At 69.0% G+C, this 17,898-nt stretch carries 16 protein-coding genes and 1 pseudogene; 10 read left to right on the forward strand and 7 right to left on the reverse strand.

Annotation, left to right across the window (positions count from 1 at the left end; all coding sequences use genetic code 11):
• The first annotated feature begins 14 nt into the window (after nt 1-14).
• On the forward strand, nt 15-758 hold the full coding sequence (locus tag FHX42_RS18170) for a YwaF family protein (protein WP_182545602.1): 744 nt from the start codon (nt 15-17) through the stop codon (nt 756-758).
• On the opposite strand, the gene FHX42_RS18175 is transcribed toward FHX42_RS18170, so the two are convergent.
• A complete protein-coding gene (locus FHX42_RS18175; RefSeq protein WP_182545603.1) occupies nt 759-1,829 on the reverse strand; it encodes a DUF4185 domain-containing protein in 1,071 nt (356 codons plus the stop codon).
• Nucleotides 1,830-2,268: 439 nt separating this feature from the next.
• Here FHX42_RS18175 and FHX42_RS18180 point away from each other — a divergent pair, with 439 nt between their 5' ends.
• Nucleotides 2,269-3,069 carry an SAM-dependent methyltransferase gene (locus tag FHX42_RS18180; protein ID WP_182545604.1) on the forward strand — a complete coding sequence of 267 codons (801 nt, stop codon included), beginning with the start codon at nt 2,269-2,271 and terminating at the stop codon, nt 3,067-3,069.
• Between the two features lie 25 nt (nt 3,070-3,094).
• Here FHX42_RS18180 and FHX42_RS18185 read toward each other — a convergent pair whose 3' ends face one another.
• The gene (locus FHX42_RS18185) at nt 3,095-3,547 is read right to left on the reverse strand and encodes a RidA family protein (RefSeq protein WP_182545605.1); all 453 of its coding nucleotides are present in this window, start codon (nt 3,545-3,547) and stop codon (nt 3,095-3,097) included.
• A 5-nt stretch (nt 3,548-3,552) separates the two neighbouring features.
• A complete protein-coding gene (locus FHX42_RS18190; protein ID WP_182545606.1) occupies nt 3,553-4,719 on the reverse strand; it encodes an alpha-hydroxy-acid oxidizing protein in 1,167 nt (388 codons plus the stop codon).
• Between the two features lie 226 nt (nt 4,720-4,945).
• Here FHX42_RS18190 and FHX42_RS18195 point away from each other — a divergent pair, with 226 nt between their 5' ends.
• The 5 genes from FHX42_RS18195 (at nt 4,946) to FHX42_RS18215 (ending at nt 11,242) form a co-directional block, all read left to right on the forward strand.
• Nucleotides 4,946-5,959: a LacI family DNA-binding transcriptional regulator gene (locus tag FHX42_RS18195; protein ID WP_182545607.1), complete on the forward strand. Its 1,014-nt coding sequence runs from the start codon at nt 4,946-4,948 to the stop codon at nt 5,957-5,959.
• Nucleotides 5,960-6,087: 128 nt separating this feature from the next.
• Nucleotides 6,088-7,326, forward strand: coding sequence for a sugar ABC transporter substrate-binding protein (locus FHX42_RS18200; RefSeq protein ID WP_328796381.1), 1,239 nt, complete (start codon nt 6,088-6,090; stop codon nt 7,324-7,326).
• A 23-nt stretch (nt 7,327-7,349) separates the two neighbouring features.
• Complete coding sequence (locus FHX42_RS18205; RefSeq protein ID WP_182545609.1) at nt 7,350-8,312, forward strand: carbohydrate ABC transporter permease; 963 nt, start codon at nt 7,350-7,352, stop codon at nt 8,310-8,312.
• Nucleotides 8,312-9,130, forward strand: coding sequence for a carbohydrate ABC transporter permease (locus tag FHX42_RS18210; protein ID WP_182545610.1), 819 nt, complete (start codon nt 8,312-8,314; stop codon nt 9,128-9,130). The genes FHX42_RS18205 and FHX42_RS18210 overlap by 1 nt, the downstream gene beginning before the upstream one ends.
• Before the next feature lie 78 nt (nt 9,131-9,208).
• Nucleotides 9,209-11,242 carry a glycoside hydrolase family 31 protein gene (locus tag FHX42_RS18215; protein ID WP_182545611.1) on the forward strand — a complete coding sequence of 678 codons (2,034 nt, stop codon included), beginning with the start codon at nt 9,209-9,211 and terminating at the stop codon, nt 11,240-11,242.
• Here the strand turns inward: FHX42_RS18215 and tnpA are convergent.
• Nucleotides 11,192-11,610: pseudogene (gene tnpA / locus FHX42_RS18220) on the reverse strand (IS200/IS605 family transposase). The gene FHX42_RS18215 and the pseudogene tnpA overlap by 51 nt on opposite strands.
• A 44-nt stretch (nt 11,611-11,654) precedes the next feature.
• On the opposite strand from tnpA, the gene FHX42_RS18225 reads away from it, so the two are divergent.
• Entirely contained in the window at nt 11,655-12,890 is a 1,236-nt protein-coding gene (locus FHX42_RS18225) for an RNA-guided endonuclease InsQ/TnpB family protein (protein ID WP_182545612.1), read from the forward strand.
• 102 nt (nt 12,891-12,992) lie between these two features.
• Here the strand turns inward: FHX42_RS18225 and FHX42_RS18230 are convergent, their stop codons facing one another.
• From FHX42_RS18230 to FHX42_RS18240, 3 genes are all read right to left on the reverse strand, one after another.
• The gene (locus FHX42_RS18230) at nt 12,993-14,198 is read right to left on the reverse strand and encodes an MFS transporter (RefSeq protein ID WP_182545613.1); all 1,206 of its coding nucleotides are present in this window, start codon (nt 14,196-14,198) and stop codon (nt 12,993-12,995) included.
• Nucleotides 14,199-14,291: 93 nt separating this feature from the next.
• On the reverse strand, nt 14,292-15,329 hold the full coding sequence (locus tag FHX42_RS18235) for an NADH:ubiquinone reductase (Na(+)-transporting) subunit F (protein WP_182545614.1): 1,038 nt from the start codon (nt 15,327-15,329) through the stop codon (nt 14,292-14,294).
• A 59-nt stretch (nt 15,330-15,388) separates the two neighbouring features.
• Nucleotides 15,389-16,609 carry a cytochrome P450 gene (locus tag FHX42_RS18240; protein WP_220480521.1) on the reverse strand — a complete coding sequence of 407 codons (1,221 nt, stop codon included), beginning with the start codon at nt 16,607-16,609 and terminating at the stop codon, nt 15,389-15,391.
• Between FHX42_RS18240 and FHX42_RS18245 the strand changes: the two genes are divergently transcribed.
• Both FHX42_RS18245 and FHX42_RS18250 read left to right on the forward strand, forming a co-directional pair.
• Nucleotides 16,602-16,739, forward strand: a complete 138-nt coding sequence (locus tag FHX42_RS18245; protein ID WP_182545615.1) for a hypothetical protein — start codon at nt 16,602-16,604, stop codon at nt 16,737-16,739. The genes FHX42_RS18240 and FHX42_RS18245 overlap by 8 nt on opposite strands.
• A gap of 163 nt (nt 16,740-16,902) precedes the next feature.
• Complete coding sequence (locus FHX42_RS18250) at nt 16,903-17,856, forward strand: AraC family transcriptional regulator (RefSeq protein ID WP_328796384.1); 954 nt, start codon at nt 16,903-16,905, stop codon at nt 17,854-17,856.
• Nucleotides 17,857-17,898: the final 42 nt, after the last annotated feature.

The following is a 17,898-nucleotide window of genomic DNA, read 5'->3' on the forward strand; positions in this document are numbered from 1 at the left end:
ACTACGCTGGGGCGATGGAGTTGCTCCGGCCGGAGCGAACGTTCGAGCCGTACAGCACGTCGCACTGGATCCTGATCGCTCTGATCGTCGGCGGTGCGTTGGCGATGGCGCTGGCCGGGCGCCGCTACCGGCACGTCGCCGCGGTCCGGACGCACGCGCGGGTGTTCGCCGTGGTGATCGTGGTACTGCTCCTGCCGGTGCTGATCCACCGGAGCGTCCCACCGCGGTGGGAGCTGTCCCACTCGCTGCCGCTGCACCTGTGCGACCTGGCGTGGATGGTCGCCGCCTACGCGCTGTGGAGCGGACAGCAGTGGGCGTATGCCGCGACGTACTACTGGGGGCTCACGCTGACCCCGCAAGCCGTGATCACCCCGGCGTTGGACGCTCCGGGATTTCCGCACGTCGACTTCCTCGAGTTCTGGGCGCAGCACCTGCTGGTCATCTGGGCGGCCGCCTACCTGACCTGGGGTGTGGGCAGGCGGCCGGGCTGGCGCGACTATCGGAGCGCGGTGGCCGTCACCCTCGTGTGGATGGCCGTGACGCTGGCGTTCAACGCGGCGGCGGGCACCAACTACGGATTCCTCAGCAGGAAACCGGACCATCCGTCCATGTTGGACCTGCTGGGGGAATGGCCGTGGTACCTGGCCGTCGAGGTCGCGGTCGGAATGGCGGGGTGGGCGCTGGTGACCTGGCCGTGGACCCGGCGGCGTCCTCCGGAGGGCCGGTCCTCCGGAGGGCCGGAGCCCTCGCCCCGCTGATCACCGGCCCGGCCCGATGTAGGACTTGAGCGTGTCGGTGAGGCGGTCGCGGAGGCGCTTCGGCTCGGAGGGCTCCGGATGGGTGCTCGCCTCGGTGAAGGCGCTGCCGGCGAACTGCATCACCCGGTAGGGCCAGTTGCGCTGGGTGTTCCACTGGCTGACCACCAGGTGCAGGTCGTCCGGGGTCGATCCGGGAACGACGTAGCCACCGTAGAGCTGGGCGACGTGCCCGCCGACGTGGTCCTCGCGATCCCACGCTCCGCCCCGCAGCACCGTGGTCCGTGGTGCCTCGTAAAGGTTCGAGGTGGGGTGTCGGAGGCTCATGACGTCGATGCGGTAGTTGCCCGCGTCGAAGAGGACCAGCAGCCACCGGTCACCGAGGGGGCGCAGGCACAGCTCGCCGTAGGCGCCGGCCAACGCGATCGTCGGCGGGTTGCCCCACGCCCACTCGCCGTCCCGGAATCCCCATCCCTCCCACGCCCCGGGCTCGGTGACGCGGTCGGCGGGCACGCGCTGCAGGACGAGGCCGTGGCTGCGCTGGAACCCGGTGGAGAAGGCGTAGACGTAGCCGTCGTCGCCCCGGGCCCAGGTCAGCATCTGGAACAGTCCGCCGAGGTGGTCGCCGGGCCAGGTCGTGCCGGTGTGGTGCCAGGTCTCGCCGTTGTCGGTCGAGCGGTGCACCTCGGTCCAGTGGACGTTGCCGAGCCCCTCGCACACCATCACGTGCAGGTACATCTCGTCGCCGATCGTGATGACGTCGGTCGGCAGCACGGTGCTGACCCGCCGCCCGTGGATCACCGAGTCGTGGTGGTAGGGCAGCGCCTGCTCGGCGTAGGTACCGGCGCCGGTCGAACCGGTCCACTCGATGCCCGTCCCGACGGTCGTCGGGTCCGCGAAGAGCACGATCGGCGACCGCCATCCGGGGCCGCCCACGCCCGCCCGCTCGAAGGTGTCGCCGAGCACCGCAACCAGCCGCCCGTCCGGAGCGGTCGTCATGGCCCCCAGGTCGGTACCACCGATCCCGAAGTGGTCCGTGTGCCCCGGACCGGTCAGATCCTTCACCTTGCGCATCGCCGTCACTTCCTTCCCAGGCGCACCTGCGGCTCCGGTGTTCGTGTCGACTCGGCGAAGGCCGATGTCCCGCCACCGACTGTAGGTTCCGCCCGCCGCATGGAGCACATCCAGGGCGGTCCGCTCCGGCCAGGAGGAAGCGTCAGGTGGGACGCGGCGGAGAGCGCGCGGCTCCCTCCCGGTCGAATCCGCCGAACGGTGGCGATTCGCCACGATCGATCACGTGGAGCATCGGCCCGCCGATGTGGGCCAGTACCAGCCGCCGGAGACCGCGGGAGCGCGCCTTTTCCGCCGTGCCGAGGACATCGTCGCGCTCGGAGCCGTCACCCGTCGTGGGGCTCGCAGGTTCGAATCCGCTTCGCCGGAGCGGCGGGGGATCTTGTGGTGATCACTACGCTGGGAGGGTCATCACCTTACTGGGCGCAGCCGAGGAGCGAGCATGGGATCACGGGAGCAGTGGGTACCGGCCGACGTCGACGTGGGCACGCCGAGCGCGGCCCGGCTGTACGACTACTACCTCGGTGGGGGGTACAACTTCGCCGCGGACCGGGAGCTGGCCCAGCGCATCTTCGAGGTCTTTCCGCAGATGCCGCACCTGGCCCGGGCCAATCGGAACTTCCTGCGCCGGGCGGTGACGTACCTGGCCGAGCAGGGCGTCGACCAGTTCCTCGACATCGGCTGCGGGTTGCCCAGCGGAGGCGCGGTGCACGAGATCGCCGGTCGGCACAATCCCCGGTCACGGGTGGTCTACGTCGACAACGAACCGGTCGCCGTGGCCCACAGCGAGCTCATGCTCGACGGCCTCGACACCGCCACGGTGGTGCAGGCGGACCTGACCGAGCCGGATGCGATCTTTCGGTCGCCCGCCGTCCGCGAGCTGCTGGACCCGTCCCGGCCGATGGCCGTGCTGCTGGTGGCCGTCATGCACTTCGTCGGCGACGAGCAGGACCCGAGCGGGATCCTGCGCGCCTACCGCGAGTGGATGCCCGCCGGCAGTTCGCTGGTGTTCTCCCACGTCTCCGGCGATACCCTGCCCGACGTCACGCGGGCCGCCGAGCTGTACCGCAACTCCCAGAACCCGGCCTACCTGCGCGGTTACGACGAGATCGCCGCGATGCTGGACGGGTTCACCCTGGTGGACCCCGGCCTGGTGTTCGTGCCCGCCTGGCGTCCCGACGAACCCGGTGACGCCGACGGCGCCGAGCAGTGCTCGTTCTACGGCGCCGTCGGCACGGTGTGACCCGGAGAAGGCGGCTCGTGCCCGGCTATTCGACCACCGCCGCGACGGCTTCGATCTCCACCAGCTGGTCCTCGTAGCCGAGGACCGTGACTCCCGTGAGCGTGCTGGGGACGTCGTGGCTGCCGAAGGCGTCGCGCACGACCTGCCACGCGGTCACCAGATCGGCCCGCGACGTCGACGCGACGAGCACGCGAGTGCTGACGACGTCCTCGAGCGAGGCACCGGCTTCCGCGAGCGCGGTACGCATGTTCTCGACGGCCTTCGCCGCCTGGCCACCGTGGTCGCCCACCGCGGCGGTCGTGCCGTCCTCGTTGAGCGGGCAGGCACCCGCGAGGAAGATCAACCGGGCATCGGCCGGCGCCGTGGCGGCGTAGGCGTACTCGGCGATGTCGGAAAGAGCGTCGGAGCGGATGAGAGTCACGGCTCGATCCGGCTGTGGATCTCCTCGGGCGGGAGCGCGGTCGTTCGGTTCGGGCATCGTCGTCAGCGGACCTCTCGGAGCGATCCCCGGGTCAGGGAGGCGACGTCGGGATAGCCGTCGATCGCCATGGTCAGGTCGGTCTCGGCCAGCAGGCAGCGCAGCACGTGCTCGACTCCGGCGGCGCCGCCGACCGCCATCCCGTAGGCGTACGGGCGACCGACGCCGACGGCCGTCGCGCCGAGCGCGAGTGCCTTGACCACGTCGGCTCCGGTGCGCACGCCGGAGTCGAAGATCACCGGAACGTCGCCGGCGGCGTCGACGACCTCGGGAAGCACGTCGAGCGCGGGCAGGCCGCCGTTGGCTTGGCGCCCACCGTGGTTGGAGCAGTAGACGCCGTCGACACCGCCGTCGACGGCGCGGCGGACGTCCTCGGGGTCGCAGATCCCCTTCAGCAGCAGCGGCAGATCGGTCAGCGAGCGCAACCAGGCGAGATCGTCCCAGGTCAGCTTCGGGTTTCCGAAGGTCGTCGCCCACCGCATGGTGGCCGCCTCCGGATCCCGCTCCGGGGAAGCGTCGAGGTGGGACCGAAACACCGGGTCGGTGAAGTAGTTGGCCAGGCACAGCCCCTTCAGCTGCGGGAAACTGGCGAGGGAGAGGTCGCGGGGGCGCCATCCCAGGGTCAGGGTGTCCAGCGTGACCACGATGCCGGCGTATCCGGCCGCCTCCGCGCGCCGGACGAAGCTCTCGGTGAGTTCGCGGTCGTCGGGCGGGTACAGCTGGAAGTAGCCCGGGGTGTCGCCGAGCGCGGCGGCGACGTCCTCGAGCGGGTCCTGCATCAGCGTCGAGACGACGGCGGGGACACCGGTGGCCGCCGCTGCCCGGGCCGTCGCGAGGTCGCCGTGTCCTTCGGCGTCGCACAGGCCGATCACGCCGACCGGGGCCATCATCAGCGGTGTCGGCAGGCTCGTCCCGAGCAGGTCCGCGGTGAGGTCGCGCTGGGCGGCACCGGCGAGCATCCGGGGCATCAGCCCCCAGCGGTCGAAGGAGGCGACGTTGGCCCGCTGGGTCCGCTCGTCACCGGCACCGCCCGCGACGTAGGACCACAGCTGCGCCGACATGACCTCCTCGGCGCCGCGTTCCAGGTCCTCGAAGGACACGGGCAGTTCGGGGAGTTTTCCCGACAGCCCGTCGAGATAGATCCGTAGCTGGTAGTCGCCGTAGTTGGCCATTCGCTCCTCGCTCCTCGCGCGGCACCGAGTGATGACACGGTTCCGCGCGAAACCACTCCAACGCAACCATGTCACCGAACTCGGACTCGTCACATCGGAGAGAAGAATGTCCGAAAGCGGTGGTGGTCGACCCACGAGCGCATTGACGTGGTGCCGATCACACCCTAGGCTTCGCGTCGAAGCGCTTCGAAGAGGAGCGCCCGACAAGATCAGACGAGAATCACGCATGCCCACCATCGCGGACGTCGCCCGACACGCCCAGGTATCACCGAGCACCGTGTCCTACGTGCTCAGTGGTAAGCGTTCCATCTCGGAAGACACCCGGGAACGTGTCCAGAGCAGCATCCGGGAGTTGGGCTATCACCCGCACGCCGGGGCACGGGCGCTGGCCAGCAGCCGCACCAGTGTGATCGCGCTGGTGCTGCCGTTGCGCAGCGACATGTACGTGCCCGTGCTGATGCAGTTCGCCGTGTCCGTGGTGACCGCCGCGCGGGCGCACGGTCACGACGTGCTGCTGCTGACCAATGACGAGGGCCCGGAGGGACTGCGCCGCGTCACCGACGGGGCGCAGGTCGACGCGCTCATCGTGATGGACGTCGAACTCGACGATCCACGCGTTCCCGTGCTGGACGAGCTGGGACTGCCCGCGGTGCTGATCGGGGTTCCCGCCGATCCGGGGCGGCTGACCTGCATCGACCTGGATTTCTCCGCCACGGGGCGCTGCTGCGTGGAGCACCTTGCCGAACTCGGGCACCGGGAGACCGTACTGATCGGGCACCCCGGCCCCGTCTACCAGCGCGGCACCGGCTTCGCGCAACGCACCATCGAGGGGTACAGGGAGGCGTCCCTCGATCGGGGTCTCGATTCGGCGGTGTATCCGTGTGGTCATTCCTACGACGAGGTCCACGCCGTGCTCAGCCGCGTCTTCGCGGAGCATCCCGAGGTCACCGGCCTGATCGTGCACAACGAGCCGGCCCAGGGAGTGCTGCTGGACGTGCTGCGCCGGCTGGGGAAGCGCGTTCCCGAGGACCTGTCCGTGGTGGCGATCTGCCCGGAGGGCACGGCCGAGGCGGCCTCGACCCCGTTGAGCGCGGTGCCCATTCCCGCCTCGGCCATCGGGCAGCGGGCGGTCGAGGCGGTGATGGGCAAGCTCGTCGAAGCGCGAGCGGAGGACGGCTCCACGCTGCTGACCCCCCAGCTGACGGTGCGGGCGAGCAGCGCGGCGGTACGACGCGACTGACAAGAAGACGACGGAATCGGAAGAAGGTGGCAACGATGCGGTTGTCCGCCAGATTTGTCGAAGCGATTCGACAGTTTCGCTTACGCCCGGATCGACGAGAACGATCCGCCGGCTCCGCGGTGCGGGATGTGCCCACCCGGGTGCGCGGACTCTACCGAGGACCGTTTCGCCTCGCCGCCGTCGCTCTGGCGGTGGCTCTCGTCGCGGCCGGGTGCGGGGGAGGGGGGCGCTCCCGGGATCCGAACGTCGTGGTCGAGCTCGACCACTACACCAGCGCTGCGGCCAGTCGGCAGTTCGACGCGCTGCTCGAGCGCTGCGCCGGGCGATTCGACCTGCGCGTCCAGCGGCAGAACGTGCCCGTGGACCAGCTGATGCCCAAGGTGCTGCGGGACGCCACCGCGCACTCGCTGCCGGACCTGCTGTTCGTGGACAACCCGGACCTGCAGACGGTCGCCAAGACCGGAGCCCTGACCGAGCTGAGCCTGTACGGCCTCGACGGCCGGGGGTACTTCCCCGGAATCGTCGAGGCCGGCAGCTACCGGGGAAAGCTCTACGGACTGGCACCCGGGGTGAACGGGCTCGCGCTGATCTACAACCGCACCCTGTTCGAGCGAGCGGGGCTGGAGCCGCCGGAGACCTGGCGGGAGCTGGAGCGGGCGGCGGAGGAACTGACCCGGGGATCGACCCACGGGATCGCGTTCTCGGCGATCGCCTCCGAGGAGGGCACCTGGCAGTTCGAGCCGTTCCTGTGGAGCAACGGCGGTGAACTCACCGACCTGAGATCCCCGAGGGCGGTGGAGGCGTTGAAGTTCTGGTCCGGGCTGGTCGACAGCGGGGTGGCCTCGCGGTCGGTGGTCAACTGGAACCAGAACGACGTCACCGACCGCTTCGTCAGCGGCCACGCCGCCATGATGATCAACGGGTCCTGGACGTTGTCCACCCTGGACGAGGAGGGGGTGAACTACGGCGTCGTTCCGATTCCGACACCCTCCAGGGACATCGCCCCGCAGGTGCCGCTCGGCGGCGAGATCGGCGTGATCCCGGAGACCACTCCGCGGCGACAGGCCGACGCCGCGCGCGTGCTGGGCTGCATGTTGGAGAAGGAGACCATGCTGGAGTGGTCGACCCAGCACGCCTACGTGCCCGCGCGAGTGGAAGCGGCCGCGCAGTACGCCGAGGACGTTCCGGCGATGCGGCCGTTCGTGGAGGAAGTGGCCACGGGGCGGGCGCGCACGGCCGAACTGGGCCCCCGCTACCGGGCGGTCTCGCAGGCGCTGGCCGACGCGATCCAGGCCACGATCGCGGGCGCGACCAGCCCCGAGAAAGCACTGGAGCGGGCCGCGCGCGTCGCCGGGTCCGAGGGCTGACGAAGGGTTGAGTGGGTGTTGTCATGACGACGGCAAGTACGGAACCGACCGCGAGTGGGCCCCTGTCGACTCGCGGTCGCCGCCGGGGCGGTGGTGGGCGGGAGCGACTGGTCCGCTGGAGCTTCGTCCTGCCGGTGGTGGTCTTTCTCCTGCTGTTCTTCTGCTATCCGATCGTTCGCAACCTGATGATGAGTTTCCAGGAGTGGACCGTGGCCTCGTTCTACGAGGCCGGTTCCCCCTTCGTGGGCCTGGACAACTACGTCGATGTCGTCACCGATCCGGTCTTCGGCACCGCCGTGCTGAACACGGTCCTGTTCACCGTGGGATCGCTGCTGTTCCAGTTCGTGCTCGGGCTGGGCCTGGCCGCGTTCTTCCAGCGGCACTTCCCGCTCAGCGGGGTGCTGCGCGGTTTGCTGCTGCTGCCGTGGCTGCTGCCGCTGGTGGTTTCCGGTGCGGTGTTCCGCTGGATCTACGACGAGGGATTCGGGGTGCTCAACCAGCTGCTGCTGGGGCTGCACCTGGTCGGGGACCCGATCCCCTGGCTGTCCAGCACCGACCACGCGCTGCCCGCGGCGATCATCGCCAACATCTGGGTGGGCGTGCCGTTCAACCTGGTCATCCTCTACAGCGGACTCCAGGCCGTCCCCACCTCGCTGTACGAGGCGGCGGCCCTGGACGGTGCCGGTCCGTGGCAGCGCTTCCGCAAGATCACCCTGCCGCTGCTGCGGCCGGTCATCGCCATCGTGCTGATGCTGGGGTTGATCTACACGCTCAAGGTCTTCGACCTGATCATGATTCTCACCGGTGGTGGTCCGGCCAACGCCACCGAGACGCTGACCACCTGGTCGTTCGCGTTGTCGTTCGAGGAGTTCGACTTCGGAGAGGGAGCAGCGGTCGGCAACATCCTCATCGCGGTCGCGCTGGTGTTCGCGCTGCTCTACCTGCGCTCCATCCGCGACTCGTTCCGCAGGGAAGGGGAGAGCTGATGCCCACCGCACAGCGCGTGACCAACACAGCCGTCGGCGTCGTGCTGGTACTCGTCTTCCTGGCCCCGGTGTACTGGATGATCAACGTGTCGTTGCAGAGCAGCGCGGCGTTGCTGCGCACGCCTCCCGCGTGGTTCCCGGCCGACCCCACCTGGAGCGGCTACGCCGAGGCCGTGCGCACCCAGGGGGACAACCTGCTCACCAGCCTGGTGATCGCGCTGGGCACGGTGGTGTTCACCCTGCTGTTGAGCGCACCGGCCGCCTACGCGCTGGCCCGGTTCCGGCTGCGGGGCACGCTGGCACTGGTGCTGGTCGTGCTGCTGGTGCAGATGGTGCCCGGCATCGTGATGGCCAACTCGCTCTACCCGGTCTTCAGCCAGCTCGGGCTGCTGGACAGCTACGTAGGCATGATCCTCGCCGACTCCACGCTGACCGTTCCGTTCGCGGTCCTGATCCTGCGGACCTTCATGAGCGGGGTCCCCAAGGAGCTGATCGAGGCCGGTTACGTCGACGGCGCCGGTCAGTGGCGCACCTTCGGATCCGTCGTGGTGCCGGTGTGTCGCAATGCGCTGATCACCGCCGGGTTGTTCAGCTTCCTGTTCGCCTGGGCCGACTTCCTGTTCGCGGTCAGCTTCACCACCGGCAACACCCTCCAGCCGATCACGGTGGGGATCTACCGCTTCGTCGGGAACCAGACCACGAACTGGAACGGCGTCATGGCCACCGCGGTACTGGCCTCGATCCCGGCGGCGATCCTGCTGCTGACCGCGCAGCGCTACGTGGCGGCGGGCATCACCGGAGGAGGAGTCAAGGACTGACGATCCGGCGCGATGCCGCGCCGGCCGAGGAGCCCACAGGTCGTTCACCCGTCATCGGATCGACAGGAGGCAGTGGTCATGCACGGTGCTCGTGAGAACGCCGGAGCGTTGGAGTGGAGCTCCGGTCAGGAAGCAGTGCGGATCGAACCGTGGGGCGCGGACAGCCTGCGAGTGCGCGCCGGGTTCGCCCCGCTGCTCGACGACCTTCCCGGCGCGCTCGGGGAGCGGCCCGCGAGCGCGGACGCACCCGTGATCGACGTCGACGATTCCGGCGCGCGGATCACCCACGGCGAGCTGACCGCGGAGGTCGACTCGGAGGGGATGCTGCGCTTCGTCCGAAGCACCGGCGGAGCGGAGTTGTTGGCCGAGCAGCCGGCGCACTTCTGGTGGCCGGGACCGCGGCTCTACGCACCCAGTTCGGGACGAAGCCGCCGACTGGAGCAGTGCTTCCGCGCCTACGGGGGAGAGCGGATCTACGGGCTCGGGCAGCACACCCACGGGCGGTTGGACCAGAAGGGAACCGTGCTGGACCTCGTGCAGCGCAACGCCGAGGTCTCCGTCCCGTTCCTGGTCTCCAGCCGGGGATACGGGTTCCTGTGGAACAACCCCGCCGTGGGGCGGGCGGAGTTCGCCCACAACGGAACCCGGTGGGTGGCCGACAGCGCACGGCAGATCGACTACTGGGTCACCACCGGCTCGGCACCGGACGAACTGCTCGAACACTACGCCGCGGCCACCGGCCGTCCCCCGATGCTTCCGGAGTGGGCCGCCGGGTTCTGGCAGAGCAAACTGCGCTACCGCTCGCAGGAGGAGCTGCTGGAGGTCGTCCGGGAGTACCGGCGTCGCGAACTACCGTTGTCGGTGATCGTCTCGGACTTCTTCCACTGGACGCATCTCGGGGACTGGCGGTTCGATCCGGCCGAGTACCCGGACCCGGCCGCCATGATGCGCGAGCTCGACGAGGCCGGTGTCCGGTTGATGGTCTCCGTCTGGCCCTCGGTCAACCCGTTGAGCGAGAACTTCGACCGGATGCGGCAGGAGGGGCTGCTGGTCGAGACCGAAGCCGGGGTGCCGTACCACGCGCCGTGGCGGGACAAGGGGTTCGACGTGGAGATGCCCGTGGCCTTCTACGACGCGACGAATCCGCGGGCACGTCGTTACGTCTGGGACCGGGTGCGGGAGAACTACTACGACCTCGGTGTGCGGGTGTGGTGGCTGGACGCCTGCGAGCCGGAGATCCGACCCGGCACCCCGGAGAACCTGCGGTTCGCGGAGGGCCCGGGGCAGGAGGTGTTCAACCTGTACCCGTTGCGCCACGTCCGGGGTTTCCACGACGGTATGCGTGCCGAGGGGGAGACCGAGATCGTCTCGTTGTGCCGGTCGGCCTGGGCGGGCAGCCAGCACTACGGCGCCGCCCTGTGGTCCGGTGACATCGACGCCACGTTCGAGTCGCTGCGGGGGCAGTTGCGTGCCGGCCTGAACGTCGCGCTGTCCGGGATTCCCTGGTGGACCACCGACATCGGCGGATTCCACGGGGGCGACCCGGAGTCGGAGTACTTCCGGGAGCTGGTCGTGCGCTGGTTCCAGTACGGAGTGTTCTGTCCGTTGTTCCGGCTGCACGGTAATCGCGACCCGCGCACGGAGCTGGGGCCGGAGATGACCGGTGGCCCCAACGAGGTGTGGTCGTTCGGAGCGGCGGCCTACGAGCGGATTCGTGAGATGTTGCTGCTGCGGGAACGGCTCCGCCCGTACCTGATGGAGCAGATGCGGCTCGCCCACGAGCGCGGTCTTCCGCCGATGCGTCCGCTGTTCGTCGACTTCCCCGCCGACGAGGGGGCCTGGGAGGTCGACGACGAGTTCCTGCTCGGTCCCGATGTGCTGGTCGCCCCGGTCACCGAGTACGGCTCGCGGCAGCGGTCGGTGTACCTGCCGGCCGGTACCGGATGGGTCGGGGCGTGGGACGGGAGCACCGTCGCCGGTGGCACCACCGTGACGGTGGACGCGCCGCTGGAGACCGTCCCGGTGTTCCTGCGCGAAGGCGCCACCGGCCGTGAGGCTGGTTCACCGGGAGGGGTGGGTCTGCTGTTCGACGTACTTCCGCACAACCGATAGCGGCGCGCCGCCGACTGATCCGGCGAAGTACGAGCCGGACCAGAGCCGCACCCCTTTCCAGTAGGTAACTCGTAAGTCCTCGAAATCCTTGCGTAGCAGACGAGACGAGACATCTTTGAAACTGTTGACCAACTTGGACAGAGTGACCTTCGGGGGAAGTTCACCAGCAGATGCACGTGGTTGTCCTCGCCGTGGAACTCGGCCAGTTCGGCCTCGAAGTCGGTACACACTCCGCGCATGATCTGTTCGCACCGGTCCAGGTAGGTGCTGGTGAACACCGGATGCCGGTACTTCGTGATGAAAACCAAGTGCGCGTGCATGGTGTACACGACGTGTCGACCAGTTCGGAAGTCGTTGTGATCTGTCATGAAGACAACTCCTACAATAGTGGACAGTGAGGAGGTGAGTAGCGATGCAACTGCGATATCGGTTCCGGCTGTACCCGGATGATGCCCAGCGGGCCGGGTTGGCGCAGACGTTCGGGAACGCGCGCGTGGTGTTCAACGACGCGATACGTGTCCGGCGGTACGCCTACCAGGCCGGGGAGAAGTACCCGTCCGGCACACAGTTGCAGAAGCGGCTCATCACCGACGCGAAACGCACCGCCGAACGCGAGTGGCTGGCGTATGCGCAGCACTCGGTGTTGCAGCAGGTCATTCGCGACTGCGACACGGCCTTCCGCAACTTCTTCGACTCGTTGTCCGGCAAACGCAAGGGGCGCCGGGTGGGCGCCCCTCGGTTCAAGTCCCGTAAGGATCGGCGTCAGGCTGTCCGGTTCCAACCGGATGGGTTTCGCGTGCTGGGTAACGGGAAACTCCGGTTGTCCAAGGTGGGCGACGTGAAGGTGGCCTGGTCGCGTGATCTGCCCAGTACCCCGAGTTCGGTCACGGTGGTCAAGACCGCCGACGAGCGGTACTTCGTGTCGTTCGTGGTGGAAACCGGCGACGACACCTTGCCCCCGGCAGTGGACGAGCACGGCCAGGAACACGAACTCGCCCTGGACCTGGGGTTGCACGCGTTCGCGGTGGACCAGCACGGAAACGCGATCGAGAACCCGAAGTTTCTGCGGCGCGCTGAGCGCAAACTCAAACGTGCCCAACGGGAGCTGTCTCGGAAACAGCGCGGCAGCAACAACCGGGACAAGGCTCGGCGGAAGGTGGCGCGGCAGCACGGCAAAGTGGCCGACACTCGGGCGGACTGGCTGCATCAGGAAACTACCAGGATCGTTCGCGAGAACCAAGCGATCTACCTGGAAGACCTGGCGGTGTCCGGTCTCGCCCGTACACGGCTGGCGAAGTCCGTGCACGACGCATCGTGGGGCGGGTTCCGCCGCATGGTGGAGTACAAAGCCGCCCGGCACGGGCGGGAACTGGTGGTCATCGACCGGTGGCTACCGACCAGCAAAACCTGCTCCGGCTGCGGCGTGGTTCAGCAGTCTGCGCCGTTGTCGATGCGCACGTTCGAGTGTGCCGCCTGCGGGCTGGTGCTGGACCGGGACACGAACGCAGCCAGGAACATCCTCGCCGCCGGACGGGCGGAGAGGCGAAACGCCTGTGGAGCCGACGTGAGACCTCCCAGCGAGGCGGTTGGCGTGGAAGCAGGAAGCAGCGGGAGCCCGCGAGGTAGTACCGCTCCGCACGCGGCATAGCCGCGTCGGAATCACCGCCCTTCAGGACGGTGAGCACGTCAACGTGGACCTGCGCGCGGAGGTGGAGTCGGTCGCCCGCGAGTGAGTCCGGCCGCGGTGCTGTCATTCGCGCATCAGGGATTTCGGGAGGGCGATCGCCAGCAGCGTCGATGCCAGGCTGAGCAGCGCGAGGATCCAGAAGACCGATTCGATGTTGCCGTCGTCGACCCGGAGACCGATCACCAGCACGAGCAGCGCGCCGATGCCGTTGGCCAGGCCCAGTGCGATCCCCGAGCCCATCGAGCGGTTCTCGGGGAAGATGTCCTGTCCGATGAGCACGGTGGTCGACGCGGTGAGGAACAGCGCCACGCCCAGTGCCGCGGCTGCGACCCACGCCCACGCGCCGGGCAGGTACACCACGAAGCCGATGAACCCGGAACTGCCGAGCGCCGAGGCCACCAGTACCGGTCGGCGTCCGAACCGGTCCGCCAGGTGCCCGCCCCACAGGTTGCCGACCACGCCGACGGTGACCATCGTCGTGATCACCGACGCCCCCTCCACCAGCGTTCCTCCGCGGGCCTGCCACATGAGGGGGATGAAGGTCGTCAGTCCGAAGATCGTCAGGGCGCGGATGCTGCGGTAGCCGATCAGCAGTGTCATCGGGGAGGCGTGCCTGCGCCACTGGATGGCCCGTCCCCGCTGTGGTGCCGCGGGCAACTTGGGTGCCGAGCGCAGCAGCATCGGAACGGTCGCCAGCCCGGGCAGCGCGATGATCCACAGGTAGGTCAGTCCGAAGTTCGCCGTGATGAGGCTGGCGACGGTGGGCCAGAGACCACGACCGAGCTCACCGCCCACGAGGAACACCGAGGTGAGGAACCCCCGTCTGCCCTGCAGCAGGCTGCGCACACCGGCGAGCGCGGGTGGGTGGAAGAACGCGTTGCCGACGCCGATGAGCAGCAGCAGCGCGATCAGCGCTCCCGTGGTGTGCACGAGCCCCACCAGACCGCCGGCCACGGAGCTGATCAGCAGCCCCGACACGACCAGGACGCGGCCCCCGATCCGGTCGGCGACCCAACCGGTCACCGGCTGCAGCGCCTGCCCGATGGTGAGCGCGGCGACGAGCACGCCCGCCATTCGCGCCGGCTGGTCCAGCGAGACCAGGATCGCCGGTAGTACTCCGGGCAGGTAGTTCGCCGCACCGTCGTTGAGCAGGTGCGCCCAGCTCAGTCCGAGCAGTCGCCACCGTCTGGTGACCGAATCGTCGGCCCGCTCGACCGAAGGGGGTGGTCCGGTGGGGTTCGTTCGTTCGGAGGTGGGCCGATCGGCCAACAGGATCGTCTCCTCGTAGACGCCGCGATACGGCCCGAGCCTCCTCCCGGACGAGGGCGCGCGGCGATCAGGGGCGCCGTGGAGTGGGTAACGTCACCGCGCTCCGGCGAAGTTGTCGGAGGCGTCCGGGAACTCCTCGCGGAAGATCCTGCGAGGGGCCATGCGCCGTCGTTTGAGCGCCTTCACGCCAGCTTCGATCATCCCCGGTGGGCCGCACAGGTAGGCGCTGAGTCCCTTGCAGGAAGCGAAGTCGTCGAGCACCACATCGGTGACCGCGCCCATCGCGCCGTCCCACTGCTGCTCGCTCAGACAGGGGCGGTAGGTGAACCGCTCGTGGTGCTGCTCCAGCTCGCGGAAGAACTCCGCGTCGTAGAGGTCCCGCTGCTCGCGGCCACCGTGGTACAGGTACAGCGGTGGTGCCGATTCACCGGCGAGCACGTGGCGCACGATCGACGTCAACGGAGCCAGCCCGGTACCACCGGCGATCATGATGGCCGCTCCCCCCGATGGGGGATTGCTCCCGAAGTCACCGAGCGGGCCCTTGAGCTCGACGCGGTCCCCCGGGCGCAGTCCGGCGAACATCCACCCGTCGGTGGCGACACCACCCGGGGTGCGTTTGACGTGGAACTCCAGCCGGTCGGAGCGCGACGGCGGGTTGGCCATGGAGTACTGGCGGGACACCTCGGTGCCGGGAACCCGGATCTCGGCGTACTGGCCGGCGTTGAAGCCCATCGGTTCGTCGAGCTCGACGACCAGTCGCCGGACGTCGCGGGCGATGTCGTCGAGCAGCACCACGGTCCCGCCGTGGTCCCTGAGCGGATGTCGCGGCACGGCGTCCCCGGGATCCACCCGTTCGGCGGGCTCCAGCGCCAGGTCCGAGCACGGTGTGGCCTGGCAGCCCAGGGCGATCCCCGCGGCGCGCTCGTGGGACGTGAGCGTGTACTCCGACGAGTCGCGGTGGTCGACCTCGCCCTCGAGCACCCGCACCTTGCAGGTGCCGCAGGTTCCCTGGGTGCAGGAGTGCGGGAGCCAGATGTCGTCGCGCAGCAGCGCTTCGAGAACGGACTGGTCGGCGGGGCAGCGCGCGGACCTGTCCTGCGTGGTGATCCGTACTTCGTGGGTGTCGTTCATGGTGTCTCCTCGCTGTCCGGTGGCCGCTGTTCGTTGGCCGCTGTCCGGTGGTCGGGAAGTCACACCTCCCACGTCGCGTGCAGCTCCAGCGGGCTGCGAAAACCCCAGCCCCAGTAGTCGGTCTCGTGGGCGGTGTCGCGCTCGAGGTTGGGGATGGCCTCGAACAGCTCCTCCAACCCGATCCGCACGACCTCGGTGGCGAAGTAGGTACCGGCGCAGGCGTGCTTGCCCGCACCGAAGGCCAGGTTCGGGACAGGCGTGCGGTCCAGGTCGTACCGGGACGGGTCGTCGTGGTCGTTCTCGTCGTGGTTGGCCGAGCCGTAGGACATCATGACCACCGAACCGGCAGGCAGCTCGACGCCGCCGATGGTCATGTCCTTGGTGCTGCGTCTCGCGGTGGCCGACCAGATGGGCGAGGTCCAGCGCACGGCTTCGGTGATCGCCCGGCGGATCAGCGACGGGTCGTCGATCACCCGCTCCAGCTGGTCGGGGCGGGTCGACAGCCCGGCGATGGTGGAGGCCATCGCGTGCCCGGGTTCCTGCATCGCGCCGAGCAGGTAGACGAACACGTTCGGGTAGAGGGTCTCGCGGTCGCGCACCTGTCCCTCGGGCATCCCGTCGTGCAACCAGTGCGACAGCGCGCTGTCGTCGGGTTCGACCGTCCACTCGTCCAGCAGCGGGTCGAGGACCTCGCGGATCTCGGCCTTGGCCTCGTCGCCGGGGACGAACCCCTCCGGATTGGCGAAGTCCCCGTCGTCGTCCACGCCCGCGTTGGTGAACGACACGTTGAGCTTGCGGAACCACTCCCGCAGCTTGTCCGAGCTCACCGACCGCAGGCCCATCAGGTCGCCGAGACTGCGGACGCTGACCGGTTCGCAGTACTGGGCGACCAGATCGGCGTGGCCGTCGTCGTCGAACTGCTCCAGGTAGTGGCGTGCGATGGGACGCGCCAGACCGTCGACGTAGCGGTCGACCTCACTGGGCTGCAGGCCGGGGTCGACCATGGCGCGCAGCTCGTCGTGCTGCTTGCCGTTGGCGTCGAGCACCGCCGGTTCCCCGAAGGTGCGTCGGCCCGCGGGAGCGATGACGCCCTCGAAGTCCCCGTCGTTGGCCCCGGCGATGTGTCGGCACATCTCCTTGGTGGAGGCCACGTGGCAACCGAGTGCCGGGACGTAGGCCAGCGGGGCTTCGGCCCGCAGCCGCTCGTAGTACGGGTACGGGTTCCGCTCGAGCTCCTCCATCGTGATGTCGGCGATCCAGTTCGGAGTCGTGGTGATCATCGAGTCCTCCGTGCGCGTGGTTCGAAGAGTCGGGGCCGAAGCCGCGGGTGGCTCGGCCGAGTTGCCGGGCGACGGTGTCCTCTCCGCCGTTGCCCTCGGTGCGGTGTTGACGCAGGACGACACCACGTGACCGGGCGGCCGTCGATCCGGTGAGCGCGAGCGAGGTACGCATTGCGCGGAAAACCGGGATCGGGCTCTTTCCACGTCTTCCTGTGACGGGAACCACTGCGGTTGAATGTCGTCGACGTGGTCGTACCGAGCGCGGGAACTCGAGCTACAGAGGAGGCGACACGGTGAGAACGTCCTCCGAGGGCATCAGCACGATGGACACGCGCGACTGGAACGAGGCCGCCAGGGCCGTCTCGGGCGCCTACTTCCCGCACGAGCTGACGTCGTTGTCGTCCGACGGGCGGCTCGACCTGTCCATGCGCACCGTCGATCTCGGACCGGTCACCGTCGGGCGGCTGGGATGGGGCGCCGACGTCGCCATCGAGTGCGACTATCCGAACGCCTACGAGGTGAACATGCCGCTGTCCGGCCGTCTCGAATCGGTGCACGGCAGCAGGGAGGTCGTCTCCGGCGCTGGGCAGGGGACGATCTTCCCGCCGAACACCGCGACCCCCATCACCCGCTGGTCCCGGGACTGCGCGGTCGTCGGGGTGAAGTTCGACCAGGGCTGCCTCGAGCGGGAGAGGGAGCGGGTGCTGGCCTCCCGGGGGCCGGGTACGAGTTCGCTGCCGGACCGGTTGGAGGGCCGGACGGCGGAGACCCGGAGCTGGTTGCACTTCGTGCGAATGCTGTCAGCCGACCTGGTGCACATGAGCGAGCTGCTCAACAGCGACCTGATCCGAGGGCAGATCTCCGGCGCGATCACGACCGGGTTCCTCCTCGCGGTGAGCCCGGACTGCGAGACCGCGCCGGTCGCCCGCCCCCGCATCGTCAACCGCGTGCTGGACCAGCTGCACGACGACCCCGCGCGGGCGTGGACGGTCGCCGACATGGCGACGGTGGCGGGGGTCAGCGTGCGACGCCTGCAGGAGGGGTTCCGGGAGTACGTCGGAAAGACTCCGCTGTCCTGCCTCCGGGACATCCGCCTCGCCCGCGCCCACGACGAGCTCGAACTCGCCGACGACTCGGTCACAGTCACCGAGGTCGCCACCCGGTGGGGATTCACCCACACCGGCAGGTTCGCCGCGGCATACCGACGCAACTACGGTGTGTCCCCGTCCGAGTCCCTGCGCTCCTGACACATCCCTGCACTCCTGAAACCGGCGACTGCGCTCGGCGCC

Origin of the sequence: Halosaccharopolyspora lacisalsi, assembly GCF_014137975.1 — a bacterium.
GTDB lineage: Bacteria > Actinomycetota > Actinomycetes > Mycobacteriales > Pseudonocardiaceae > Halosaccharopolyspora > Halosaccharopolyspora lacisalsi.

Excerpts from the sequence above, each read along its gene's own strand:
- FHX42_RS18210 (WP_182545610.1), top strand. The coding sequence starts at position 8,312 with ATGCCCACCGCACAGCGCGTGACCAACACAGCCGTCGGCGTCGTGCTG.
- FHX42_RS18170 (WP_182545602.1), top strand. The coding sequence starts at position 15 with ATGGAGTTGCTCCGGCCGGAGCGAACGTTCGAGCCGTACAGCACGTCG.
- FHX42_RS18180 (WP_182545604.1), top strand. The coding sequence starts at position 2,269 with ATGGGATCACGGGAGCAGTGGGTACCGGCCGACGTCGACGTGGGCACG.
- FHX42_RS18190 (WP_182545606.1), bottom strand. The coding sequence starts at position 4,719 with ATGGCCAACTACGGCGACTACCAGCTACGGATCTATCTCGACGGGCTG.
- FHX42_RS18235 (WP_182545614.1), bottom strand. The coding sequence starts at position 15,329 with ATGAACGACACCCACGAAGTACGGATCACCACGCAGGACAGGTCCGCG.
- FHX42_RS18215 (WP_182545611.1), top strand. The coding sequence starts at position 9,209 with ATGCACGGTGCTCGTGAGAACGCCGGAGCGTTGGAGTGGAGCTCCGGT.
- FHX42_RS18205 (WP_182545609.1), top strand. The coding sequence starts at position 7,350 with ATGACGACGGCAAGTACGGAACCGACCGCGAGTGGGCCCCTGTCGACT.
- FHX42_RS18225 (WP_182545612.1), top strand. The coding sequence starts at position 11,655 with ATGCAACTGCGATATCGGTTCCGGCTGTACCCGGATGATGCCCAGCGG.
- FHX42_RS18195 (WP_182545607.1), top strand. The coding sequence starts at position 4,946 with ATGCCCACCATCGCGGACGTCGCCCGACACGCCCAGGTATCACCGAGC.
- FHX42_RS18185 (WP_182545605.1), bottom strand. The coding sequence starts at position 3,547 with ATGCCCGAACCGAACGACCGCGCTCCCGCCCGAGGAGATCCACAGCCG.
- FHX42_RS18240 (WP_220480521.1), bottom strand. The coding sequence starts at position 16,609 with ATGATCACCACGACTCCGAACTGGATCGCCGACATCACGATGGAGGAG.
- FHX42_RS18175 (WP_182545603.1), bottom strand. The coding sequence starts at position 1,829 with ATGCGCAAGGTGAAGGATCTGACCGGTCCGGGGCACACGGACCACTTC.